We start from the raw sequence: 23,309 nt of genomic DNA, 5'->3' as shown, positions 1-23,309 counted from the left end.
ATTTCCCGCTGTGGAGCCTGGGGAGTTCGTTCCCGCCGTATGGTGAGAACGGTCTGGTCTGCGGCCTTCACCCCGCACCGGCCGGGGCGTGTGACGTGCCGCCCGGGGGTTGGGGTGCCGAAGCCCGGCTAAGATCTGCGGCATGAACGATTCGGCGATTCCGGCTCCGCGGCCGGGCCGGCAGGCCGCCGGGTCGTCCCGCGAACGGTCGCCACGCGAGGAGACGGCATGACTCAGCTTCCGCTGCGGGCGCAGCTCGCCACCGCTCTCGGCCGGACGGCCGCGACCCTGTCCCGGGTCACCGGACGCGGAGACGGGTCGGTGATCGGAGGCCGGGTCAGCATGCTCCTGGAGCCCGACCTGCTGCGCAAGCTGGCACGCGACCGCAAGCTCGCGCTGGTGAGCGCGACCAACGGCAAGACCACGACGACCCGCCTGATCACCTCCGCACTGTCGGATCTCGGCGACGTCGCCACCAACGCCTTCGGCGCCAACATGCCCGCCGGGCACGTCTCGGCGCTGTCGTCGGCCAAGCACGCCCCGTACGGGGTGCTTGAGGTCGACGAGAAGTACCTGCCCGAGGTGATCGACACCACCGGCGCCGGGGTCATCTGCCTGATGAACCTCAGCCGGGACCAGATGGACCGGGCGGGCGAGATCTGGCTGCTCGCCCAGAAGTGGCGGCGGGCGCTGGCCGGCAAGAACACCCATGTGATCGCCAATGCCGACGACCCGCTGGTGACCTGGGGCGCCTCCACCGCGGCCTCGGTCACCTGGGTGTCGGCCGGGCAGCCGTGGAAGGAGGACTCCTGGTGCTGCCCCGAGTGCGGCGGCCCCCTCGACCGCAAGGGCATGGAGTACGTTCCGCCGGGCAGCCTCGGCTCCGGCGCCTCCTCGCAGGCCGGGGAGAACGACTGGGCCTGCCGCGAGTGCACCTTCCGGCGGCCTGAGCCGTCCTGGGTGCTCGACGACGACGCGGTGATCGACCCGCGCGGACAGCGCTGGGTGCTGGACATCCAGCTCCCCGGGCGGGCCAACCGGGCCAACGCGGCGATAGCGCTGGCCACCGCCGAGGCGTTCGGGCTGCCGGTCGAACGGGCGCTGCCCCGGCTGCGCGAGGTCAGGTCGGTCGCCGGCCGTTACACCACCGTGGAGCGCGGCGGACGGCACGCCCGGTTGCTGCTGGCCAAGAACCCGGCCGGCTGGCTGGAGGCCTTCGACGTGCTCGACTCCTCGCTGCCGGTGATCCTCTCGGTCAACGCCCAGGGCCCCGACGGCCGCGACACCTCATGGCTGTGGGATGTCGACTACCGCGTGCTGCGCGGCCGGCCGGTCTTCGTGACCGGCGAGCGGCGGCTCGACCTCGCGCTCCGGCTGGATGTGGCGGACGTGCCGTTCCAGCTGGCCGGATCGTTCGAGCAGGCGCTCGGCGCGCAACCGCCGGGCAAGGTCGACGTGATCGCCAATTACACCGCCTTCCAGCAGATTCGATCGGAGTTCGGTCGTGCAGTCTGACAGCGCTCTACGCCTTGTCTGGATCTATCCGGACCTGTTGAGCACGTACGGCGACCAGGGCAACGTCCTGGTCCTGGAGCAGCGCGCCCGGCGCCGCGGCATCCCGGTCGAGACCGTGCATGTGCGCTCGGCCGACCCGGTCCCGGAGAGCGGTGACATCTACCTGATCGGCGGCGGCGAGGACCGGCCGCAGATCCTGGCCTCCGAGCGGCTTCGGCGTGACGGCGGCCTGCACCGGGCCGTCCAGCGGGGCGCGGCCCTGCTGGCCGTGTGCGCGGGCTACCAGATCATGGGCACCACCTTCGGCGGCGAGGAGGGGCAGCCGGTCGACGGCATCGGCCTGATCGACATCTCCAGCGGCCGTGGCGCGGGCCGGGCCGTCGGCGAGCTGGCCGGGGAGGCGGACCCGGCGCTCGGCATCCCGACGCTGACCGGCTTCGAGAACCACATGGGCGTCACCCGGCTCGGACCCGGCGTCCGGCCGCTGGCGCATACGGCGGTCGGCACGGGTAACGGCGACGGCACCGAGGGCTGCTACACCGGCAAGATCGTCGGCACCTACCTGCACGGTCCGGCGCTCGCCCGTAACCCCGGCCTCGCCGACCTGCTGCTCACCTGGGCGGTGGGTGCCCAGTTGCCGCCGATCGACGACTCCTGGTTCGAGCGCCTCCGTGAGGAGCGCCTGGCCGCGGTGCTACCCGGCTGACGCCGGAAACCGGCCGTCCGGCATTGCCGGGTGGCCGGAGGACGCGTTCAGTAGACGAGAGCCTGGACGCCTTCGCCCAGGACCTCCTCGACGAACGTGGGGGCGCCCGCGATGCGAATGCCCTGGATCACGTCGTCGACCGTTATGTCGCGCCGGGCCGCGCACTGGGTGCACAGCGTCACCCTGCCGCCGGCGAGCACCGCGTCGAGCAGGTCGCCGAGCTGGACGGCGTGCGGGAGGGTGAACTCCTTCGCCCGTCCGGGGAGGGCGAACCACGAGGACTCGCCGGTCAGCCAGAGCGAGACGGGGACTCCGCTCGCCAACGCCGCCGTGGCCACCGTGAACGCCTGGTTGCAGCGCTCGGGTGAGTCTTCGCCGGCGGTAACCTTGATCACCAGTGATCGTGCCATGCCCGAAGCCTATGCGGGTCCGCCTCGCGGGCGCGAACCATATCAGGGCGGCTCCGGGCCGTGTTTCCCGGATTTCTCGCCCACTCGCCGCATTGTCGCCGGTCGGCGCGGCACGCCGCCGCTCCCTTCGCCGCCCTGCCGGTGCCGTGACCGGAAACGATCAATGGGTTCGAAGGAGCCGTGGACATCCTGATCGGCACCAGGACGTGCGGAAGCCACGGTGGATCGTGCGCCGTCGGAGCGGCCGATCACTCTCACCCGTAGCCGGACGGTTACCGGTCCAGTGATCGTTTCGGTCGCAGCGGCGCGCAGCCGCCGCGTTCCGCGAAACCCGTTGAACGGACGGCATGCGAACGACCACGATGACCCTCATGGACCTCGTATCCTCCCTGCCCGCCTTCGTGCTGGCCGTGGTGCTGATCTCCGCCTCGCCCGGCCCGGCGATGGCGCTGATCCTGCGCCGTGCGGCCCTGCGCGGCTTCTCCGGCGCGGTGCCCACGGTGCTGGGCCTGGAGGCCGGCCTGTATCTGTGGGCGTTGCTCGCCGCCGCCGGGCTCGCCGCCCTGGTGGCCGCCTCCGAGGTGGCCTTCCTCGTCCTGCGCGTGGTGGGCGCGGGCTTCCTGCTGTACCTCGGGATCAGGGCCTGGCGCTCGGCGTGGCGCGGGCGGGGAACGAGCGGGGCGGCCGAGGAGGTCGCGGTCGCGGACCCGGCGCCCGGGGCGGCGCCGACCTGGTGGAAGGCGTTCGGCGAGGGATCGGTGGTGATGCTGGCCAACCCGAAGGCCGCCGCCTTCATGATCGCGTTCTACCCGCAGTTCGTACCGGCCGGCCGGCCGCTGTTCGCCACGACCGCGCTGCTCGCCGTGCTCCAGGTGGTCATCGAGACCCTCCTGTATCTGGCGCTGGCGGCCGTGGTCGGGCGGGCCGGCGCGTGGTTCCGCCGCCCGGTGGTCCGGCGTCGGCTGGACGCGGTCAGCGGCACGGTCCTCGTCACCCTCGGCCTGCGGGTGGCCGTCGAGAGCCGTTGACGCGCCCGCGCCGGAGCCGGGCGAGCGTCCGACCGGCCCTCGCCACGGCGAGCGTCGCGTGACAGGGCCTAGGCTCGGACCCATGGACGTTCCCGAACTGCATCCCGATCTTGAGCCGATCGCCTTCCTCGTGGGCGTGTGGGAAGGCGCCGGAGTCGGGGGATATCCGACGATCGAGAGTTTCAACTTCGGCCAGGAAATCGTCTTCGGCCACAACGGCAAGCCGTTCCTGACCTACAGCAGCCGCACCTGGCTGCTCGACGAGGCGGGCGAGAAGGTCCGTCCGCTGGGCGTCGAGACCGGTTTCTGGCGTCAGCTCCCCGGGCGCCAGCTGGAGGTGTGCCTGTCACATCCCACGGGCATCGTGGAGGTCTACGTCGGCGAGGTGGTCTTTCACAAGATCGAACTGCACACCGACGTGGTGGCCCGCACCGCCACCGCCAAGGAGTACACCGGAGGCCACCGCCTCTACGGCCTGGTCAACGGCAACCTGATGTGGGCGTACGACATGGCTGCCATGGGGCAGCCGCTCCAGTCCCACATCTCGGCCGAGCTCAAGCGGGTCGGTGACTTCGCTCCCGACGCCGGATGAATCCCCGAAGGGGCGAGCCGGGCGCCCGATGAGCGCTCCTGCCCGCACCCGGGGGTGGCGGAGGCGGGGCGCTGACTAGGCTCTGGGAAATGAGCACTCCCTTTCCTCCCGAAGCGGTCGAGGCCATCAAGCGCCACATGAACGACGACCACGCTGACGACGCGCTACTGATCTGCAGGGGCCTCGGCGGGCAGCCCGAGGCCACCGGCGCGACGACGACCGGTGTCGACGCCGAGGCGATCGAGTTCGCCGCCGTGGTCGGCGGACGTGAGATTCCGGTCCGGGTTCCGTGGAGCACCACACTGACCGAACGCGCGCAGGTCCGTACGGAGGTCGTCCGCCTCTATCGGGACGCCTGCGCGGCCCTTGGCGTCCCCGCCCGCGGCGAGCACTGACCGGGAGTCCCTTCGGTCCGGGACCCCGCCGGGCCGACGCCTGGCGTGGCGATGGTGCGGATCGGCGGCGGACCGGTCACCGGAGCCGATCCCGGTCGCGGACCTTCGCTTTCCGCTGCCTCGGGGCACCGCCCGGAGACGCCGGTCGGGAGCCGGGGCCGGTGATTACGGCGTCGGCCGGGGGTTTTATTCGGATGACCTTATTAGTGGGATTTTCCTGGCCTTTCTCACCTTGAATGTATTTTCATCCGAAACCTCCAGCTGGAGGAGCTTGCAAAGGGGCGAGTCCGAAAACAGGAGAGGCTGATGGGGCGTTGGTGACAGTCGGGTCAATGTCAGGACTGATCGCAGCATTCGTGGAAAGCTCCCAGATGCTGAAATTTCCTGAAATAAGGAGGCGCGGTGAAACCGCGAGCCCTTGTGCTGGCGCCGATGCGAGGTCCGGAGTGGGACCGTCTGAGAAAGCTGATCGACGTCCACTACGACCCGGCTGAGCACAGTCCGCACCAGGCCGCCGATCTCGCCCGGCAGCTCGTGGACACCGGGGCGCGCATCCTCATCACCGAGTCCGACGAGGTCGCGGGCCCGGTACTGGATCTTCCCCTGCTCGTGGTGGGCTGTGCCCGCGGCGACGCGGGGAACGTGGACCTCGGCACGGCCACCGACAGGGGGATTCCCGTGGTCTGCGCCCCGGGGCGCGACGCCGACGCGGTGGCCGAGCTCACCCTCGCCCTGATCCTCGCGGTGACCCGCCGGGTGGCGGTCGGCGACCGGGAGATCCGTTATGGCACGGTCTCCTACCGGCGGCACCGCGCGTGGGAACTCGCGGGCCGGACCGTCGGCCTGATCGGCTACGGGGCGGTCGGCCACGCGGTGGCCTGGCGGATGAGGGGGCTGGGCATGCGCGTCATGGTCTACGACCCCGAGGCGGCGGAGAACCGGTACGGTCTCGACGTCCTGCTGGCCCAGGCCGACGTCGTCTCGGTACACGCCTCCGCGTCCGCGGGGCCGCTGATCGGCGCTGTGGAGTTCGCCGCGATGAGGGCCGGGGCGATCTTCGTCAACACCTCCGACGCGGCCCTGCACGACATGGACGCCCTCGTCGGAGCGTTGAGGGCGGGCCATCTGGGCGGCGCGGCCCTCGACAGGTTCGCCGGGGACTGGCTCGACCCGTCCCACCCGCTCGCCGACATGGACAACGTGGTGCTCACCCCGCACCTGGGCTCGGGGACCTACGACACCGAGATCAACCACACCCGGATGATCTGCGAGGACATCGTCAGGATCCTGGGCGGGGAAGGCCCGCTGCACTGCGCCAACCCCGGCTTTCGGCGGTGACCTCAGGCCCCTTCGCCCCGGGGTGTCACGGTCCCGGGTTCGTGCGCCGCGGCCTGACGGGAGGCGTACGAGAAAAGAGGGTCTGGAAAGAAGAGTGCCGGAAGGGGAAACCCCGGGCCACTTCCTCCTGGCTGAGCAGGAGGGCCGGTGGACCAAAGGCGGGATTGCCCGCCCCCGGCGGCCCGGGGTTCCGGTGATTGTCGTGGATTCGCCGAACGTCGCCAGACGCCCGGACAGAGTCCGGTCGCGGCGTCCTAGCGGACAGCCACCTCGCTAGCCCAACTATGATCAACCATTGTTCGGACCACCTCCTTTCGGCGTGCCTGTACGTTATGAAATCTCACGCCGCCGAGGCAAATGAATATTCTCCGTCCCGCCGAGCTGAGGCTCCGGCCCCGAAGCCGATCCCCTGACCAGGCCCGACACGGGCTGGTAGGAGCGGGGGCGGGCAAGCGATAACCGGTCGGTGAAGCGCTCGGCTCGCCGGCACCGGGAGCCCTGACCGATCGCGCGCGGTTCTGGGACGGGCTGCGGGGGCTGCGGGAATCCCTCGACCAGTCGATGACGGAGCGGGTGGAGAAGGTCGCGCGGCGGCTCCAGGACCTGGACCAGCCCCTCGGAAGCCGAAACGGTGTCCCGGCCCCGGCCTCCGGGGCCGTCCGGCGTACCTGCCCCGTGGCGGAGGGCGTTCACCGGCATGACGACTGCTCTTAGACTCTGGACATGACCGAGACGTCGTGGCATGAGGAACTGCGGGCCCGTGGTTACCGGGTCACTCCGCAACGCCAGCTGGTGCTTGAGGCGGTCAAGGCCTGCGAGCACGCCACCCCGGAGGAGATCTGCAACCGGGTGCGGGAGACCGCTCGCGGAGTGAACATCTCGACCGTCTACCGGACCCTTGAGCTCCTTGAGGAGCTCGGCATGGTCACCCACTCCCATCTCGGGCACGGTGCCCCCACCTACCACCTGACCTCCGAGGCCGATCACGTGCACCTGGTCTGCCGCGGCTGCGGGGAGATCAGCGAGGTCAGTCCGGACCTGGTGGAGAGCTTCGTCGGCAACCTCGACCAGAAGCTCGGGTTCGTCACCGACGTGCACCACCTGACGGTCTTCGGCCGCTGCCGGAACTGCCGCTAGCGGCGGGAACCCGGCCGCCACCGCCACCGCCGCGGCGGAGGCGTCGGACGCCGGGAACCCGGATCGAGGTGTGATCAGCGGAGCGTCGGCACCTCGCCGCCGTCCACCCACTCGACGTCGACTCCGCGCAGGCCCACCGCCCACGGAGCGGTCGTCTCGGCCAGCGTGGCCGCGTCCGGCGGCGTGCGGCCGAGCCCAATCGCGAACCGGGCCGTTCCCGGCCCGGCCTCGAACGGCCTGGGCCAGGCGTGCGCGTCCCGTACCCCCGCGCGTTCCAGGGAGGTGAGCAGCGCACGCACCCGGCCCCGGACGCGGCCCAGTGTCACGGCGAACCTCTCGGCCCGCTCGTCCCGCACGGTCACCACCGCCCACGCGGCGTGCCGCCGGTGCGACGGCGGCGCCGACAGCAACTCCTCCCGGGGGCTCCGGCCGGTCCGCGCCGCCTCCTCCACGATCTCCCAGGCGGTGTAGAGCTCCTGTGCCAGCAGATCCCGCCCGCCGGCGCCGACCTGTTCACTGCACAGGCGGACGGGGGCCGTGGGGGTCGTGACCGACACGGCCGTGCCGGCTCCCCCGTCCGGTGGCCCGTCCGGTGGCCCGTCCGGTGCCTCCGGCCACAGGCCGACCGGCCGGCGCCAGTCCCACGCGGCCCAGGTACCGAAGAAGTGCCGGAGCAGGTCGCCGGGAGGAAGATCCCCGGATTCGCACACCGTCCGCGCCGCGAGGATGGTCCAGGCCAGGCCCGGCAACCCGCCGAACGGGGCCGAGTCCAGCCCGCGCGCCCTCGCCCATGCCTTCACCTCCCGGGCCAGCCCGGCGAAGGCGGCGCGGTTCGCGCCGACCGCGGCGAGCACGGCGTCGGCGTCGCTGACCGCGCTCAACGCGATCGCCGAGGCCTCGTCCAGCTCCGTACGGCGCGACACCGCCTCGGCGGGGAGGACACCCGTCACCGCCACGACGGCCAGATCGACGTCCAGTCCGTCGATCCGCAACCGGAGGCCGGGCACCCTGGCGCCGGTCACACTCCGCAGCCCGGTCGCCTCCGGCAGTGCCGCCCGCACCCGTGCCTCGACGTCCGCGGGGGCGACCGTCGCGGGCAGCGCCGCCACCAGGTCCAGGTCCGCGTCGGCCAGGGCGCAGTCCAGGCGTCGCGACCCGGTGACGTGCACGACCCCCTCGGCCAGCGAGGCCCGCAGCCGCGCCACGACCTCCCGTGCCACGACCTCCCGCGTCACGGCGTCGCCGTGACGCTCCCGTACCTTGGAGCCGTCCTGCGCGCGGGGGCCGTCCTTCCCCGACCCCGGGGCGTCCCCGGGGGTGCGCGCCGGGCCCGGCGGGGCGTCGGGCCCGGGTGTCTCACGGTCGAGCCAGCGCACCTCGCCCGTTCCGAGAGCGACGGTCGCCCGGGGCCGCATGGGCTCCTCACCCCGGCGTGACAGCAGGACCAGCTCGCCGACCCGCGCCAACCCGCCGCCCAGCCGTGCCGCGCAGTCGGCGACGAGCCGTTCGGGATCCCGGACCCTTCCCAGGGTCAGGTGCGGGGTGTAGCCCTCGGAGCGGCCCCGGCAGCGGGGGAACCCGCGCTCCAGCGCGCCGCGCAGCGCGGCCCACGGTTCGGCTCCGCCCGCGGCCGGGTCGAGCCAGACCGTGGAGCCGTCACGGTGGGAGAAGGCGTGCACGCCCTCCAACCGGGCGGTGAACGGGGGGATCGCGGCCGCGGCGGCGGCCAGGAGAGGGGCCGCCTCCTCGAAATCGGCCTCCGGTACGAAACCGAACATCACCGTGACGTGCGGTGGCCACCTGTGGATCTGCGGATCGTGCTTCCGGCGGATCTCCTGGATCGCCGGCCAGAGCTCCCGCGGCGGGATCCAGGCCAGCGCGCTCCGTGCCGTCGGGCGCGCGTCGAGGACGCCGGAGACGCCGGAGACGCCGAGGGCATCGTGCTCGCCGATGGCGACGTCGGCGGCGACGGCGTAGTGGTCCGACACGAACAGGCCGTCCGGTGTCGGAACGTCACCCCGTACGGACGCGGTCGTGACGCGCAGGTCGTGACCGCGCAGCAGGACGCGGTCGAGCCGGGAGGCGCGGCCGGAGAGCGAGGAGAGGGCCGCCAGCGGATTGACCCGCGGATCGAAGGTGGCGGTCGCGTCATCGGGGCCGTGGACCTCGGTCCAGGCGTCTCGCAGGCCCAGCACCTCGGCGGGCCGGCCCCCGCCGTCGTTGAGATCGCCCAGCAGGATCACGTCCCCGTCCACGCCGAGCAGCGCCTCGGCGAGCCGGGCGAGTTCGGCCTCGCGCCGGGCGGGGCCGTCGTCGGTGTGGTCGCTGGTCAGATGCGTGGCGGCCACCACGACCGGCCCGGCGGCGGACTCCACCGTGACGGCCACGACGGCCTTGTGCGGGCCGAGGACGTGCAGGCCCACCTCTCGAACGGGCAGGCGGGTCAGCAGGAGGAGGCCGGCCTCGTCGACGTCCTGGCCGGCCGGGTCGGTGCTCAGCGTGTAACCGGAGCGGATCCACGGGGTCCGCAGCAGCATGCCGAGCAGCTCCGCCTCGACCTCCTGCAGCGCGATGACGTCCGCGTCGGCCCGCTCCAGCTCCTCCAGCAGCAGCGGCCGGCGCCGCGCGGTGTCCAGCCGGTCGCTGTCGTAGCGATCCCACAGGGTGTTCCAGGTCAGCACGCGCAGGTGCGCCGTCGTGGGCGCGGCCCCGGCCGGCACGGGGGGCGCGGGACGCCAGCCCGCGACCGGATCCCACCCGAACGGCGTCCTGGCCGCGAAGAACGGCGCCCGGAGCCTGCGCGGATCCCGTACCCGGCCGGCCTGCGACGAGTCGATGCGGTCCAGGCCCGCCGACCGGTCCCAGACCCTCTCGCCGTCGGCCTCGACGAACAGGATCCGGTGCCACGGGATGTCGCCTCCCGGCACGAACGCGGGCAGTGGCACGCGCTTGGGCGAGGCCCCGCGCACCCTGATGCCCAGGACGAACCGCGCCGGGTCGAACCGCGGATCCCAGTGGATCCGGTGGAAGATCTCCTCACTCGTCCGCATGATCATTCCTCATCGCCGTCGAGGGCTCCGGCGACGTCGAGGACGTTCCCCTCCGGCCCGATGTACCAGGTGCGGTGTGCCTCTCCCGGATAGGGCGGGGAGAAGCGGTGAAGCTGGGCGGAGAGCACCTCCGGCGGCACCGGGTGCGCCCTGCCCACGTTACGCCGGGCCAGCACGTCGCCGGGGACCAGCATGACCGCCTGCGTCGTCAGCGCGTCGCGCCCGCGGGCCACGGTGCGCACCAGGGAGCGCTGGTGCCGGTTCAGGGCCGTGGCGTCCCACACGACGGTTCCGCCGCTGGCCAGCAGCGCGTCGAGCCGGTGCAGACCCTCGCGGAGGATCGCCGGGTTGGCCCGCTGGTCGGACCGGGACCCTCGGGCCTGGCGCAGGTCGTCGAGCGCGACGACGGCCCCGGCGCCCGGGAGGCCGCGGGCGAACGTGCTCTTCCCGCTGCCCGACGGGCCGACCATCACGACGAGCCGGGGAAACCGGCCGGACCGCCAGCGCCCGCTCACCGCCAGGCCCCCCTCGGCCGTGGTGATCCGGCCCAGCGCGTAGGACTCCCGCGTCTCGGCCCAGCACCGGTCCGCCACGTCGGGATCGCACCCGCCGAGCGCCTGACGCACGCCCAGGCGCAGCGGCTCCAGCGGCGCCTCGCCGAGCAGCCCGGCCTCGTCGGCGTGGAGCTCGGACCAGCCGACCTGCTCGCGCGCCTCGGCGGCCTCATCGTCGGCGCGCCCGGTCAGGGTCGCGGCGGCGACCGCGTGCAGGACCCCAAGGTCCGCCGCGGCCGTCAGCCGTACCAGACCTGTCCTGCGCTCCTCGTCGGGGAAGGGGCGGTGCAGGCGGGTGCTCAGCCCGGCCAGGTCGGCGACCCGCCGGGCCAGGGGCATGCCGAGGGGAGCCGCCAGGGCGGACGCCAGCCAGGCCCGGCGGGTGCCGCGGAACAGGGTGGCCAGGACGCCCGCCAGCCGGGCGTCCCCCGTCCGGCCGAGCAGGTCGAGCCTGGCGGAGACGTCGGCCACGGCCGCCTCGACGCGCTCGGCGGCCGCCGGAATCACGGGCCCCGCCGGGGCACCGGTCGCCGTGGCCGACCGTCGTGCCGCTTCCGGGGAGCCCGCCCCAGGTCCCGCCGGGTCACCGGCCGTCATCCCCGTCGCCGCGATGAGCGCCGGCACGTCCGGATCGGCCCCCGAGCGCACCCCCCACAGTGCGGCGGCCGGTCCCAGGCCGTTCTCGACGACAGGCGCGAGCATCCAGTGTCCGGTCGTCCGGACATGTCGTGGACGCACCCATTTGGCGATGCGGTGGGCGAATGCCTCCCGATGGAATCCGGCGGTCGTTCGTACGACGTACCCTTCCCGCCGCGCCGTGTCCAGGCGCAGGGCCCGTAGCGCCCGCTCGTCGAAGGTGCCGCGCCACAGCACCGGCGGAACCGGGATCCCCAGCCGCCGGGTCAGGCGCACCGTCCTGTCCCAGTCGAGGCAGTGGTCACCGTCCCAGACGGAGAAGGCGTAGAACCAGCTCTCCAGGTCCCGGTACTCGATCGAGTGCCGGGCGTAGAGGTTCTCACCGCATATCCGTCGGCCCGGTGGGAGGAACCGGGCGATCCTGCCGTGCAGGGCCTTGACCCACGCGCGGGACGGATGGTGCGCCGAGTCCAGCGAACGGGCGTGCACCCCGTCGGAGTACACGGTGGTGTTCTCCCCGTCGAGCTTCTCGGTGACGACGACCTCCCGGCCGGCCAGCCCCGACAGGCCGTCGGCGCGTACGTCGTCCGAGGCGGCCCCGGGAGACCAGGGCAGGTGGGGGGTGCGGGGATAGTGCACTCGCATGATCCGCTTTCGATGACGACGCCGCGTTGCGGCGACTGTACGGGGAGGGGGAGGAGCGGATCCACCGGATAACCGCGTGGCCCGGCCTGGCCCGCGCCTGGCCCGCGCCTGGATCGCGCCGGTCGGCATGAGTCGGCCTCACCGCCGGGGTACGCGCGCCCGTTGATCCTCCGGAGGCGCTTCGCCCCTGGGCCGCCCCGATCCGCGGGCGCCCCTGAATCCCGCGGACCCCCGGATTCCGTGGACGCCTCCGGAATTCCGCCCCGGGAGCTGGCGGAGCCGCCACCGCCCCGCTCGGTGCGGCCTCGTAGGCTGTGTACATGCGAAGCCCTCTGCTGGACACCCCCGGCGCGGTCGCGGCCGAGGCCCCCGACGCCGATGTCGCCGGACACTACGGCGACCCGTTCGCCGAGCAGCGCGCGCTGCTCGCCGGAGAGGCGATGGTCGACCGGAGCAACCGCGAGGTCGTCCGGATCTCCGGGCCCGACCGTCTGAGCTGGCTCAACAGCCTCAGCTCACAGAAACTCGACGACCTGAAACCCGGTCGGCCCACCGAGACGCTGCTGCTGGACGCCCAGGGCAGGGTGGAGCACCACCTCGTCCTCGTCGACGACGGCGCGGCCGTCTGGGCGCATGTCGAGCCGGGCACCGGCGCGGAACTGGCCGGGTTCCTCGACAAGATGCGGTTCATGCTGAGGGTCGAGGTCACCGACGTGACGGATCGCTACGCCGTGGTCTCCGTGCTGGGGGAGACGCCGCCCGATCTGCCCGAGGGGGCCGTCGTGGTGGGGCGTGACATCCTGCTCCCGCGCGCGGAACTGGCGCGGGGGCTCGGGCTGAGGCTCGCCGGGCTCTGGGCGTACGAGGCGCTGCGGATCGAGGAGCACCGTCCCCGGCTGGGTTTCGAGACCGACCACAAGACGATCCCGCACGAGGTGGGCTGGATCGGCACGGCCCTGCACCTCAGCAAGGGCTGCTACAAGGGGCAGGAGACCGTGGCCCGCGTCCACAACCTGGGCCACCCCCCGCGCCGCCTGGTCTTCCTGCACCTGGACGGCAGCGTCGACACCCTGCCGAAGCACGGTGCCCCCGTGACGTACGACGGCGCGGAGGTCGGCTCCGTCGGCAGCGCCGCGCGCCACCACGAGCTGGGCCCGATCGCGCTGGCCGTGGTCAAGCGGACGGTGCCGGTGGACGCCACCCTGGAGGCCGGCGGGGTGGCCGCGTCCCAGGAGGTCATCGTGCCGCCGGACGCCGGGCGCAACGTCCAGATCGACCCCGCCCTGCGCCGCCGCATCCGCTGACGGCACGGCGTCATCGGCTCACCGGGGCCCGGGAGGTCTTCCCGGGCGCCGGGTTCCGGTCTCGCCGGGGAGTCCGGCCGGCCCCGGGGTCAGACGTCCAGGATCAGGGTGATCGGGCCGTCGTTGGTCAACCCGACCTTCATGTCGGCGCCGAAGACCCCGGTCTCCACGCGGGCGCCCAGCCCGCGCAGCTCCGCGCAGACCGTCTCGACCAGCGGCTCGGCGACCGGGCCCGGCGCGGCGGCCTGCCAGGTGGGGCGGCGCCCCTTGCGGGTGTCGCCGTACAGGGTGAACTGGCTGACCACCAGCAGGGGCGCGCCGATGTCGGAGCAGGACTTCTCGCCGGAGAGGATCCGCAGGCCCCAGAGCTTGGCGGCGAGCCTGGCCGCCTGTTCGGGGGTGTCGGTATGGGTCACGCCGACCAGGACCAGCAGTCCCGGCTCGTCGATCGCCCCGACCGTCACGCCGTCCACCACCACTGACGCGGAACTCACCCGCTGCACGACCGCACGCATGCCTCCCATCATCCCGTGCCTCCCGACCTCCCTAGACTCTGGGCGAAAGGAGACAAAGGTGTCTGCTGAGTCATTGTTCGTCGAGGTCGTCCGCTCGGGGTTCGTGGAGTCCACCCATCGGGCGCGGATGCTCGCCGTCGCCGCCGACGGCTCCCTGGTGAGGGTGCACGGGGCGGTGGACGCGCCGGCCTCGCCGCGCTCGTCGATGAAGCCCCTGCAGGCGCTCGCCATGGTCCGCGCCGGACTCCCCCTGGAGGGGGAGCTGCTCGCGCTGGCGTGCGCGAGCCACGCGGGCGAACCGTTCCACGTGGACGGGGTACGCGAGATCCTGGCCGGGGCCGGGCTGGACGAGAGCGCGCTGGGCTGCCCGGAGGACCTGCCCGAGCACGCCGCCTCCCGGGAGGAGGTGCTGCGCTCCGGAGGAAGCCGGGCCGGGGTCTACATGAACTGCTCGGGCAAGCACGCGGCGATGCTCGCCACCTGCGTGGTCAACGGCTGGCCGGTGGAGACCTACCTCGACCAGACCCATCCGCTGCAGCGGGCGATCCGCGCCACGGTCGAGGAGCTGACCGGCGAGCGTGTCGCGGCCGGCGGGGTGGACGGCTGCGGCGCCCCGCTGTTCTTCGTCTCGATGCTGGGTGTGACCCGGGCGTTCCGCGCACTGGTCCTGGCCGAGCCGGGCACCCCGGAGCGCCGGATCGCGGACGACTTCCGGGCCCACCCCGAATGGACGTCGGGCACCACCCGCCCCGAGGCCCGGCTGATGCGGGCGATTCCCGGGCTGATGGTCAAGATCGGCGCGGAGGCGTTCGACGCCTTCGCCTTCGACGACGGGCGTTCCGGGACTGTCAAGATCGAGGATGGTGGCCAGCGCGCCCGGGTTCCGGTCACCGTCGCGGCCCTGCGGGCGCTCGGCTTCGAGGGCCCCGAGCTCGACGAGCTGGCCACCGGGGTGCTGCTCGGCGGCGGGCGCCCGGTCGGGGAGATCCGCGTGCGGTAGTGCCCCGCGCAGGTCTCCCCGGCGCCCCGCCGGCGAGGTCACAGGGAGCGGAACTGGCGGGTGGTGGAGATCGCGCCGGAGGTGGTCATGGTGAAGGTCCGCATCGAGTCGGCGAACCTGGACAGGTCCCACTCGGCCGGGCCGTGGTACCAGTACAGGTTGTCGGCCTGCCGGCCGTCGCCGGTGACCGAGGAGACCACGCGGGCCCAGCGGTCGACGCTGTCGAAGATCACGGCGTAGGGCAGGTAGCGGGAGAACAGCTCCACCCGCTGGGCCGCCGGCACGTCGTCGGAGATGTCGCCGCCGGACAGGTACTCCCTGAACCCCAGGGTGTGGGCGAGGGCTCCCGCGCCCTTGGCGGTCTTGGCCGGCATGTACTGGCCGCCCACCGCCAGGGCGGCACCGGCGATGATCAGGGCCAGGCCGAGCAGTCCGTACGTGGTGAGCCAGGCCAGCGCGAAGGTGGTGAGGACGCCGAGCAGGGTGAGGAGCACGCCGAGGGTCGTCCAGCGGGTGCGGACGGCGTCGGGGCGGCGGGCGAACCAGCCCTGCTTGACCACGTCGCGGTAGAGCGCCTCGCGGACCTTGCCGAGCTTGGCGCCGAACGATCCCTGGAGTTCGGAGAGCAGCACCGTGTCACGGCCGTCGAAGATGGCGTCGTAGAGCTCCAGTTCGTAGGCCATCAGCGCGGAGACCGGGGCGGTGGGCAGCCGTACGAGCCTCCAGTCGGGTGTCTCGTACGTCTGCCGGGGCTGCTCGTCGATCCTGAGGTAGCCCCGGACGGCCAGGTCGACGATCGTGGCGGTCACGTCGATCACGTCGGCCTGCTCGTCCATGAGGGTGCCGATCTGACCGGGGCGGACGCCGTCCGGCGGGGCGAAGTGGCCGTTCTCGACACCGTTGAGCGTCCCCGACTCGTGGCCGACCACGCGGGCGTCCCGGCCTCGCGTCCAGTAGAGGAGGGCGAGGCCGCCGAGCATCAGGAGGAGCAGGGCGGTCAGCGCGCCGCCGGTCACGGTGTTGAGGGTGAAGGCATTGGACAGCTCGAAGCGGCGCGCCAGGACCGGCGCGCCCTTGGTGGCGGTGGCGGGGTAGCCGATGACCACGGTGAGCACCTCGCCGGCGCCCAGGCCCTGCTGCCCGAACTCGGCGGCGACGCCGGTGTGGTCCATGGACGCCTCGGTGCAGGCGATCGCCGAGGTCAGGGGGCCGGCGAAGCACGACAGGTGCTGCACCGCGGCCGGGCCGCTCACGGTGACCCTGGCCTGCTCGACCGGAACGGACCAGCCGCCCACGGCGTACCAGCGCAGTTCCTGGGCGTCGGCGAGCGGAGTGACGGCGCCCCTGACGTCGTACTCCAGGACGGCGCTGCCCATGCCCTTCAGGGTGATGGTGCCGCCGGTCAGGGTGGCGTCCCCCTTCAGGTCGGTGACCTGGTAGAGCCGGTCGCTGCGACTGTCGTAGCGGGTCCGGTCGACCAGGTCGCGCGACGGTGCGTCGCCTTCGAAGACGACCTCTTCCTTGACATGAAGCACCCCGTCCTGCCGGAGCTCCATCCGCACCGTCGTACTCGTCACCTTGCCGTCCTGCGCGGCCTGGGGGGACGCGGAAACGGTCGCGAGGGCAGGGGAGGCGCCGACCAGCAGCGCGAGGATGGCCGTCGCGGCCAGGCTTCCGGCTGCTCGGTGCGAGAAAGATGCCGCCATGGGTCGGGAGCCTATCGAGAAGCACCGGGCCATGATGATCGGCCCCATCTCCATTTCTTCACACCCGTAAACCCATATGTGTATGTATCCGCTAGATTGCCGCCCGGAGATCCACTCTTTGGAGAGGCGGTTGCATGCGCCCACGGAGGTCGAACCCACTGGCCTTTGGCTTCCTGGGCATTCTCGCCCTGGTGTTCGCCGGGGTCGTGGTGATCGCGGGCCTGGCCGGTGGCGAGGAGGCCGAGAGTCCGGCCGGTCCCGGGACCGGCCCGGTGGCGACCGGGAAGGCCGTTCCCACGCAGACCGGCGAGGTCGAGATCACCCCGCCGGCCTTCACCCCGCCGCGGGAGCTGAACCTCGGCTCGCTGGGCGACACCCAGATCGTGCCGGCCGCCGCGGAGCGGAGCACGGCCGTCGACCTCCGCCACATGCGCCGTTCCGACACCGCGGCCCGGCTCAAGCGCAACCCGCTGTACGGCACCGGCCTGATGCGCCCCACCTCCTGCCGCGCTCCTCGGCCCTCGACCCGACCCGGCGACATGCTCGCCTACCTCAACGCCGTCACCGGCTGTCTGGACCGGGCGTGGAGCGCGAAGTTCTCCCAGGCCGGAGCGGTCTTCCAGGAGCCGAGCAAGGTCTACTGGTCCCGTGCGGGACGCGGGCCCTGCGGGGTCTATCCCAACCCCGACGCCTCCGCCTACTACTGCCCGGCCAACCGGGGCATGTACGTCGGCCTGAGCCATGTGATCCAGCAGAGCGGTCAGGTCGACCCCGCCCGGAACCACGTGCCCTACCTGACCGTGCTCGCCCATGAGTACGCCCACCACGTGCAGTCCATGGCGGGCATCGGCGGGGCCTGGTGGTGGGAGGTCTCCACCAGGTCCCGGGAGGCGCAGGACGCGCACTCCCGTCGCCACGAGCTTCAGGCGCAGTGTCTCGCCGGGGCCTTCGTCAGAACCGTGCGGGTCCCGCTGGGCGTCACCGGCGCCCGCTGGCAGCAGGTGCTGCGGACGGAGTACGGACGCGGCGACGACCAGAACGGCGCCCCCCGGCGCGACCACGGCACCGGCGAGCACTACGCCGCCTGGCTCCACCAGGGCTGGAAGTACGCCCGGATCGGCTACTGCAACACCTGGGTCGTCCCTCCCTCCCAGGTCGGCTGACCCGTTCCCGCCGAACGGGCGGGCCGCTCGGAGCGGCTTCCTGACCCCGTGGCGCCGCCGGGTCCGGCTTTTCCGTTTTCCGAGTCCGGCTACCGGCGGACATCTACCATCAGGTCGGCAGTCCGACGTCCCCAGAGGTGGCATGCGCACGCCCGTACGTAGACGACCGTGGGCGTTCGCGGTCGCGTTTGTCGTAGCGATTTCCTGTCTTATTTCGGGATGTGTCGCTGAGGGCGGTACGGCCGTACCGGTGACGCTGGGTGCCGAACCCCCCGCCTCGGCCACTCCGTCGCCCCCGAGCCGGGCACCGCTCGTCATGATCATCGGTGACAGCTTCACGGTCGGGTCGGGGCCGGTACGGGGATGGGACGGCTACGCGGCGCAGGTCGCCCGGCAGCTGGGCTGGCAGCTGATCACCGCGGGCGCCGCGGGAACGGGCTTCGTCAATCAGGGCAGGGTGGGCCGGACCTTCCAGCAGTCCTTCGTCAAGGAGCTCTCCTGGCGTCCGGAGCCCGACATGCTGATCATCTCCGGCGGGCGTAACGACCGCCGGGTCGGGGCCGCCAGGATCGAGGGAGCGGCGGTCCGTCTGCTGGAGCTGGTCAGGCGGCGGTGGCCGCACACCAGGATCGTGCTGGTCGGCCCGATCTGGATGACGAGGGCTCCCCGGTGGGCCTACCGGGTGAGGGAGGCCGTCTCGACCGCGGCCGACCGGCTGGAGGTGCCCTTCCTCGACCCGTTCGAACCGCTCGGCCCGCACGGCCGGGGCTGGGGCAGGGGGGCGGTGCTGCCCGACGGGGTCCACCCCACCCTCGTTGGCCATCTGCGCCTCTCCCGCTGGATGGTCACCAGGCTGCACGAGTACGGCATCGAGCCCCGTCCCCTCTGACCCGTACCGCCCGCCGCCCTGGCCGGCGGTACGAGAAGCGGTCCGTCCGTTCCCGGCCGCGGGACCGGGATTCGCGGGTTCGGTGGCCCGCCTGGTCCTCGTGGATTGCGGCCCCTCGGGGTGCATAAAGGACATTCCATCCCAAAGCGACTCATATTAGTTTAATGTCCGCCATAACTAGACAACAATAGCGTAAAAGCCTTGAATCGTTGTTTGTAGGCAGACATGGCAGGAAACTATGACAATCAGTGATGGTGCATATCTGGCCATCTCGGGAGATTTTCGGCTGATCTAGGAAATGCCGGAAATTAGGGTAACTGAACCTTTCGAGGGGAAACAAAATGCCCAAGTCCAAGAGTGTTATCGCAGGGCTCGCGATCAGTGCGGCGCTGACCGGTGGGGCTGTCGGTATGGGTGCGGCGACCACCGCCACGAGCGCCGGCGCGGCGACCACCGCGGTCACCGCCGCCGCCTTCCCGACCTGGGGCGGTGGCTGCGGGCGCGGCTGCGGCTGCGGCGGCGGCTGCGGCGGCTGGGGACGAGGCTGGGGCCGGCACGGCCACAGCCGCGTCAGGGTGATCATCAACAACCACAACAACAACGTCAACCGTCTGAACAACAGGAGCGGTGGTTCCGGTCTCCGCGGCTTCGACGACGACGATGACTAGATCTTTCGGTCGTCCAGCCGTGGTCGCGCTCTGATCGGGGCGCGATGCGGGCCGAGGTGTCCGGGACGTCCAGGACATCCGGGATGTGAGTCCACTCGCGGCCGGATCCGCGATTTCGCGCGGCTCCGGAAGCGTTGCCAAGAGATGGGATCCCGTATTCACCGGGACCGTGTTTTTCCACAGAGAAACGCCGCCCCGAACTGAGGGCGCGGAAATCCGGGAGAGATCTCTTCGGGATCCTGACTCTCAATACAGTGCGAGTTGTTGTTTCTCACAGGATTACCGGCGGCGGCGCCGTGGTCTTCGAACCGCGGTGCCGCCGCCTCGCGCTGTCCGCCCTCCCGCCGTCTTCGTTCCCCGGCCGACGGCTCAGGTGGGGAACTCGCCCACGGCGCCCCCTTTCGCGTCCTGATCGGGCCCGGTCAGGGGGGAGACGCAGTGGCTTTCAAGCGCTTTCCAACCGGGTTTCTCCAGGATCGTCTTCCGGGGCGGTGGTGAAAGGGCGGCCGCCGTGTCCGGGTGGCCGGGAACGGCCGGCCCAGGTGTGAGTGGAGGAAGAATGAAGGCCGAGCGTCGTGTGCTCACCAGGGAGGAGCTCGAAAGGGCCGCCAGGAAGAATGCCCGGCTCAAAGATGTCGCCGCGACCGGCCTTGATCTCACGGGTGCCCGTCTGTCCCGTCTCGCGGGGGACTTCATGGACCTCTCGCGGGCGAACCTGTCCGGGGCCGGTCTCTTGAGGGCTCACTTCATGGACTGCGACTTCGTCGCCGTCCGGTGTGACCGGGCGGACTTCGGCGGGGCCACGTTCTTTCAGTGTGATTTCGGGGATTCCAGCGGCGAGGGTGCCGACTTCGGCAGCGCGCACGCCTCGATCACCTGGTGGGACCGGGCGAACCTTCCCCGCGCGGACTTCTCGGCGGCGTTCATCGCGCACTCTCGCTTCGCGGCGGCCGGGCTTGAGGACGCCACGTTCGACCGGGCCCACGGCGAGGAGGTGGACTTCCGCGACGCCCGGCTCTCCCGTGCGTCGTTCAGGAACGCCACGTTGCCGGACGCGGACTTTCGCGGGGCCGACCTGCGGGAGGCGGATTTCGTCTTCGCGGACCTGACGGGTGCCGATTTCACCGGCGCGGTTCTGGAGGGAGCGAAATTCGGCGGCGCCACGATCGATCGGGCGCGCTTCGACGGAGACCCGCCCGCCACCGAACCGAGGCCGCTCGTCGCCGACCATCTGACCGTCCTGGAGTGCCTGCGTGAAGGAGACGGACAGCGAGCCGTCGAGCTCTACCGCAGCCGTCCCGGAAGCTGGGTCACCTCCGCTCTCCACCATTGCGAACATCTGGACAGGGCCGCGACCGAGGTGCTTGTCCGGCATCTGCTCGGGGAGGACTCCTTGCTCGTGCTTCACAGAACCTGCCGTAACGCGGCGTCCCTCATCCAGCAGGGTGTGGTGTTCGACATCGTCGGGCCGCTGTCCGCGCTGCTGGGCGGTGGCACCGCCGTGCACGTACCCGGGCCCGGAGAGGCCCGGTTCACCATGAACCCCGGCCTGGAGGCGGCGTTCGCGCTCGGCTCCCTGATGTGCCGTCCGGACACCGGATCACCCGCCGAGACGTCGCTGCGCGCGGGCCTGGACGGCAAGGCGGTCGTGGTGGAGCGGTGTGCCGCCGGGTTGACACTGGGGCTCGCGTTGGAAGAGCGGTGGACCGAGATCGAGGAGCTGCTCTCGTCCGGCAGGCGGCGCGTTCAGCAAGGCGTCCTGCGGGGCCTCGAACGGCGTATCGAGGCCGCGAGGGAAAGTGCGCGGAAGCGTCGACCGTGGGGAGACGTGTACCCGGTCTTCGCGATCTTCGACGAGTTGCACGGGCATCCCGACGCCGAACTGGCCAAGTTCGCTCAGGTACGTGGACGGTCCATCCAGTCCATGCGCAGGTCGCTCACCGGTACACCCGTGAACCGGGCGGGTGCCTGAGTCGCCGGGCGGGGAGCGGTGACGGGGCCTCCGGCCGGGCGGGGACGGTGTCTCCACCGAGGCCGGAGGTCCCTTCTGGTCGGGTACGGCTAGGGGATGGTGGGCGGTGTGATCGTGCGGGGCGGTGACATATGTGTCGCGCCCCTGGGCGAGTTAGGAGATGGTGGGGGTGGGTGGGGTGCCGCTCCCGTTCCAGCTGCCGATGAAGCCGAAGGTGGTGGATCCGCCGGCGGGGATGGAGCCGTTCCAGGCGGCGTTGGTGAAGGTGAAGGCCGGGGGAGCGGCGGACAGGGTGGAGCTCCAGGACTGGGTGATGTTCACCCCTGAGGGATAGGTGAGAACGGTCTTCCAGCCGGTGACGGCGGCGGGACAGCTCACGGTGACCTCGCCCTGGAAGCCGCCCTGCCAGGAGTTGACCGTCTTGTAGGTGGAGGTGCAGGGGCCGCCGGGCTGCCCGGCGAGGGTGGTGAAGGTCACCGCCGCGGAGGCGGCCGAGGTGTTCCCCGCCGCGTCACGGGCGACGACGGTGACGCTGTAGGCGGTCTGCGGGCTGAGGCCGGTCAGCGTGACGGAGTTGGTGGTCGACGAGCCGAGCCTGGTGCTTCCCTGGTAGACGTCGTAGCCGGTCACCGCGCGGTTGTCGGTGGAGGCGGTCCAGTTGAGGGTCGCTCCCGAGGAGGTGACGGCCGAGGCGGTCGGGGTGCCCGGCCTGGTCGGGGCCTCGGTGTCCGGGGTGGTGGTGCCACCGGCCAGCGCGTCGTGCACCGCCGTGTAGGCGGGCTTCTTGGCGTAGTTCGCGTCGTAGATCAGGGCCGCGCCCTCGCTGGGGAAGGTGTCGGGCACCCAGGAGTACTTGTCGGTGAAGCCCCAGAGCGTGATGCCCGCGCACTGGGTCACCGCCAGGCAGGCGTTGACGACGTCGCGGTAGTAGGTGGCCTGCTGGGCGTCCTTGGCCGCGTCGCGGGGCATCTGGATCCGGATGTCGATCTCGGTGAACCTGACCTGGACGCCGAGGTCGGCGAAGCGCTGGAGGTTCTGCTGGACCTGGCCGGGGAAGCCGTACTGGGTGGCCAGGTGCCCCTGGAATCCGACGCAGTCGACCGGCACGTTCTGCGCCCGCAGCGTCCGCACCAGGTTGTACATCGCGGTGCTCTTGGCGTTGACGCCTTCGACGTTGTAGTCGTTGATGCAGAGCCTGGCGTCGGGGTCGGCGGCCCGGGCGGCCCGGAAGGCGTCGGCGATGTAGGTGTCGCCGAGCTTCTGGTACCAGAACGAGTTACGCATGTTGCCGTTGTCGTCGAAGACCTCGTTCACGACGTCCCAGGAGACCACCGTGGGGTTGGCGGCGTAGCGGCCGACGACCTTGGCGATGTGGTTCTGTATCGCGGAGCGCATGTCGGTGGCGCTGAGATTCTGCACCCAGCTCGGCGTCTGGTTGTGCCAGACCAGCGTGTGCCCGTGCACCTGCTGGTTGTTCTGCGTGGCGAAGTCGACGACGGCGTCCGCCCCGGTCCAGTTGAACTGGTTCTGGCTGGGTTCGGTGGTATCCCACTTCATGACGTTCTCGGCGGTGATCTGGTTGAACTCGGTCGCCGCGATGTTGCGGTAGGAGGTCTCGTTCGCCAGCGGGGAGGTGGCGACCGCGGCGCCGATGAACTTGCCGCGTGCGGCGGCGTGTTCGCGCAGGGAGGCGGAGGCGTGGGCCGGGGTGGCGGGCAGGATGGCGACGGCTGCCGTGACGAGCGGGAGCAGGGCGATCGCCCCTGCCGAGATCGCTTTGCGGAGGCTGGACATGAGGGTCCTCTCTGAGGGTGATGGAAGATCCGGCCTGGTGATTAGAAAATTTGCGATAAACTTCCGAAACTTTCGGAAGCGGGCCGGGGGAAGGGGGCACGGCAGGTGAGCCGTGCCCCCTTGCCCGGCCGCACCGGGTCCTCGCGCGGGAGGGTCCTCGCGGGAGAACTCCGGGTGAGTGGGGCCTGTGGGTGAGTTAGGGGATGGTGGGCGGTGTGATCGTGCGGGGCGGTGACATATGTGTCGCGCCCCTGGGCGAGTTAGGAGATGGTGGGGGTGGGTGGGGTGCCGC

General features: G+C 71.6%; 19 protein-coding genes. 13 read left to right on the top strand and 6 right to left on the bottom strand.

What is annotated here, in order from left to right; genetic code table 11:
- Positions 1-228: 228 nt before the first annotated feature.
- Positions 229-1,515 (top strand): MurT ligase domain-containing protein, encoded by a 1,287-nt coding sequence (locus tag AB0J58_RS26790; protein ID WP_343981725.1) that lies wholly within the window; start codon positions 229-231, stop codon positions 1,513-1,515.
- Positions 1,505-2,221, top strand: coding sequence for a glutamine amidotransferase (locus tag AB0J58_RS26785; protein WP_364220293.1), 717 nt, complete (start codon positions 1,505-1,507; stop codon positions 2,219-2,221). The genes AB0J58_RS26790 and AB0J58_RS26785 overlap by 11 nt, the downstream gene beginning before the upstream one ends.
- Positions 2,222-2,268: 47 nt before the next feature.
- On the opposite strand, the gene AB0J58_RS26780 is transcribed toward AB0J58_RS26785, so the two are convergent.
- Complete coding sequence (locus tag AB0J58_RS26780) at positions 2,269-2,631, bottom strand: DsrE family protein (RefSeq protein WP_364220290.1); 363 nt, start codon at positions 2,629-2,631, stop codon at positions 2,269-2,271.
- Positions 2,632-3,002: 371 nt separating this feature from the next.
- Between AB0J58_RS26780 and AB0J58_RS26775 the strand changes: the two genes are divergently transcribed.
- The 5 genes from AB0J58_RS26775 to AB0J58_RS26755 all read left to right on the top strand — a co-directional run bounded on the left by AB0J58_RS26775 (position 3,003) and on the right by AB0J58_RS26755 (position 7,121).
- The gene (locus AB0J58_RS26775; protein ID WP_364220287.1) at positions 3,003-3,659 is read left to right on the top strand and encodes a LysE family translocator; all 657 of its coding nucleotides are present in this window, start codon (positions 3,003-3,005) and stop codon (positions 3,657-3,659) included.
- Positions 3,660-3,741: 82 nt separating this feature from the next.
- The gene (locus AB0J58_RS26770) at positions 3,742-4,251 is read left to right on the top strand and encodes an FABP family protein (protein WP_343981739.1); all 510 of its coding nucleotides are present in this window, start codon (positions 3,742-3,744) and stop codon (positions 4,249-4,251) included.
- A gap of 89 nt (positions 4,252-4,340) precedes the next feature.
- The gene (locus AB0J58_RS26765; protein WP_343981742.1) at positions 4,341-4,646 is read left to right on the top strand and encodes a DUF2470 domain-containing protein; all 306 of its coding nucleotides are present in this window, start codon (positions 4,341-4,343) and stop codon (positions 4,644-4,646) included.
- A 402-nt stretch (positions 4,647-5,048) separates the two neighbouring features.
- On the top strand, positions 5,049-5,984 hold the full coding sequence (locus AB0J58_RS26760) for an NAD(P)-dependent oxidoreductase (RefSeq protein ID WP_364220284.1): 936 nt from the start codon (positions 5,049-5,051) through the stop codon (positions 5,982-5,984).
- A gap of 723 nt (positions 5,985-6,707) precedes the next feature.
- The gene (locus AB0J58_RS26755; RefSeq protein ID WP_343982195.1) at positions 6,708-7,121 is read left to right on the top strand and encodes a Fur family transcriptional regulator; all 414 of its coding nucleotides are present in this window, start codon (positions 6,708-6,710) and stop codon (positions 7,119-7,121) included.
- Between the two features lie 74 nt (positions 7,122-7,195).
- Here the strand turns inward: AB0J58_RS26755 and AB0J58_RS26750 are convergent, their stop codons facing one another.
- Both AB0J58_RS26750 and AB0J58_RS26745 read right to left on the bottom strand, forming a co-directional pair.
- The gene (locus AB0J58_RS26750; RefSeq protein WP_364220281.1) at positions 7,196-10,171 is read right to left on the bottom strand and encodes a poly(A) polymerase; all 2,976 of its coding nucleotides are present in this window, start codon (positions 10,169-10,171) and stop codon (positions 7,196-7,198) included.
- Between the two features lie 2 nt (positions 10,172-10,173).
- Positions 10,174-12,006 (bottom strand): RNA ligase family protein, encoded by a 1,833-nt coding sequence (locus tag AB0J58_RS26745; protein WP_364220277.1) that lies wholly within the window; start codon positions 12,004-12,006, stop codon positions 10,174-10,176.
- Between the two features lie 320 nt (positions 12,007-12,326).
- Here AB0J58_RS26745 and AB0J58_RS26740 point away from each other — a divergent pair, with 320 nt between their 5' ends.
- Positions 12,327-13,310 (top strand): glycine cleavage T C-terminal barrel domain-containing protein, encoded by a 984-nt coding sequence (locus tag AB0J58_RS26740; protein WP_343968547.1) that lies wholly within the window; start codon positions 12,327-12,329, stop codon positions 13,308-13,310.
- 89 nt (positions 13,311-13,399) lie between these two features.
- Here AB0J58_RS26740 and dtd read toward each other — a convergent pair whose 3' ends face one another.
- A complete protein-coding gene (dtd, locus tag AB0J58_RS26735; RefSeq protein WP_364220274.1) occupies positions 13,400-13,825 on the bottom strand; it encodes a D-aminoacyl-tRNA deacylase in 426 nt (141 codons plus the stop codon).
- 58 nt (positions 13,826-13,883) lie between these two features.
- Here dtd and AB0J58_RS26730 point away from each other — a divergent pair, with 58 nt between their 5' ends.
- Positions 13,884-14,825 (top strand): asparaginase, encoded by a 942-nt coding sequence (locus AB0J58_RS26730; protein ID WP_364220271.1) that lies wholly within the window; start codon positions 13,884-13,886, stop codon positions 14,823-14,825.
- A 38-nt stretch (positions 14,826-14,863) separates the two neighbouring features.
- Here AB0J58_RS26730 and AB0J58_RS26725 read toward each other — a convergent pair whose 3' ends face one another.
- Positions 14,864-16,531, bottom strand: a complete 1,668-nt coding sequence (locus tag AB0J58_RS26725; protein WP_364220268.1) for a DUF2207 domain-containing protein — start codon at positions 16,529-16,531, stop codon at positions 14,864-14,866.
- A gap of 134 nt (positions 16,532-16,665) precedes the next feature.
- On the opposite strand from AB0J58_RS26725, the gene AB0J58_RS26720 reads away from it, so the two are divergent.
- The 4 genes from AB0J58_RS26720 (at position 16,666) to AB0J58_RS26705 (ending at position 21,223) form a co-directional block, all read left to right on the top strand.
- A complete protein-coding gene (locus AB0J58_RS26720; protein WP_364220265.1) occupies positions 16,666-17,694 on the top strand; it encodes a neutral zinc metallopeptidase in 1,029 nt (342 codons plus the stop codon).
- Between the two features lie 250 nt (positions 17,695-17,944).
- Entirely contained in the window at positions 17,945-18,583 is a 639-nt protein-coding gene (locus AB0J58_RS26715) for an SGNH/GDSL hydrolase family protein (RefSeq protein ID WP_364220262.1), read from the top strand.
- A gap of 341 nt (positions 18,584-18,924) precedes the next feature.
- A complete protein-coding gene (locus tag AB0J58_RS26710; RefSeq protein ID WP_343968535.1) occupies positions 18,925-19,251 on the top strand; it encodes a hypothetical protein in 327 nt (108 codons plus the stop codon).
- Positions 19,252-19,810: 559 nt separating this feature from the next.
- Positions 19,811-21,223 carry a pentapeptide repeat-containing protein gene (locus AB0J58_RS26705; protein WP_364220259.1) on the top strand — a complete coding sequence of 471 codons (1,413 nt, stop codon included), beginning with the start codon at positions 19,811-19,813 and terminating at the stop codon, positions 21,221-21,223.
- A gap of 153 nt (positions 21,224-21,376) precedes the next feature.
- Here the strand turns inward: AB0J58_RS26705 and AB0J58_RS26700 are convergent, their stop codons facing one another.
- Positions 21,377-23,017 carry an endo-1,4-beta-xylanase gene (locus tag AB0J58_RS26700; protein WP_364220256.1) on the bottom strand — a complete coding sequence of 547 codons (1,641 nt, stop codon included), beginning with the start codon at positions 23,015-23,017 and terminating at the stop codon, positions 21,377-21,379.
- Positions 23,018-23,309 lie beyond the last annotated feature (292 nt).

Origin of the sequence: Streptosporangium sp. NPDC049644 (genome assembly GCF_040675205.1) — a bacterium.
In the GTDB taxonomy this organism is placed as follows: Bacteria; Actinomycetota; Actinomycetes; order Streptosporangiales; family Streptosporangiaceae; genus Streptosporangium; species Streptosporangium fukuiense.
The sequence above is the reverse complement of the archived record's forward strand: the minus strand, read 5'-3'. Positions and strand labels throughout refer to the sequence as shown.

Bases quoted from the DNA above. Each gene is read 5' to 3' on its own strand.
- AB0J58_RS26790 (WP_343981725.1), top strand. From the start codon at position 229: ATGACTCAGCTTCCGCTGCGGGCGCAGCTCGCCACCGCTCTCGGCCGG.
- AB0J58_RS26780 (WP_364220290.1), bottom strand. From the start codon at position 2,631: ATGGCACGATCACTGGTGATCAAGGTTACCGCCGGCGAAGACTCACCC.
- AB0J58_RS26775 (WP_364220287.1), top strand. From the start codon at position 3,003: ATGGACCTCGTATCCTCCCTGCCCGCCTTCGTGCTGGCCGTGGTGCTG.
- AB0J58_RS26770 (WP_343981739.1), top strand. From the start codon at position 3,742: ATGGACGTTCCCGAACTGCATCCCGATCTTGAGCCGATCGCCTTCCTC.
- AB0J58_RS26765 (WP_343981742.1), top strand. From the start codon at position 4,341: ATGAGCACTCCCTTTCCTCCCGAAGCGGTCGAGGCCATCAAGCGCCAC.
- AB0J58_RS26755 (WP_343982195.1), top strand. From the start codon at position 6,708: ATGACCGAGACGTCGTGGCATGAGGAACTGCGGGCCCGTGGTTACCGG.
- AB0J58_RS26750 (WP_364220281.1), bottom strand. From the start codon at position 10,171: ATGCGGACGAGTGAGGAGATCTTCCACCGGATCCACTGGGATCCGCGG.
- AB0J58_RS26745 (WP_364220277.1), bottom strand. From the start codon at position 12,006: ATGCGAGTGCACTATCCCCGCACCCCCCACCTGCCCTGGTCTCCCGGG.
- AB0J58_RS26740 (WP_343968547.1), top strand. From the start codon at position 12,327: ATGCGAAGCCCTCTGCTGGACACCCCCGGCGCGGTCGCGGCCGAGGCC.
- dtd (WP_364220274.1), bottom strand. From the start codon at position 13,825: ATGCGTGCGGTCGTGCAGCGGGTGAGTTCCGCGTCAGTGGTGGTGGAC.
- AB0J58_RS26725 (WP_364220268.1), bottom strand. From the start codon at position 16,531: ATGGCGGCATCTTTCTCGCACCGAGCAGCCGGAAGCCTGGCCGCGACG.
- AB0J58_RS26720 (WP_364220265.1), top strand. From the start codon at position 16,666: ATGCGCCCACGGAGGTCGAACCCACTGGCCTTTGGCTTCCTGGGCATT.
- AB0J58_RS26710 (WP_343968535.1), top strand. From the start codon at position 18,925: ATGCCCAAGTCCAAGAGTGTTATCGCAGGGCTCGCGATCAGTGCGGCG.
- AB0J58_RS26705 (WP_364220259.1), top strand. From the start codon at position 19,811: ATGAAGGCCGAGCGTCGTGTGCTCACCAGGGAGGAGCTCGAAAGGGCC.
- AB0J58_RS26700 (WP_364220256.1), bottom strand. From the start codon at position 23,017: ATGTCCAGCCTCCGCAAAGCGATCTCGGCAGGGGCGATCGCCCTGCTC.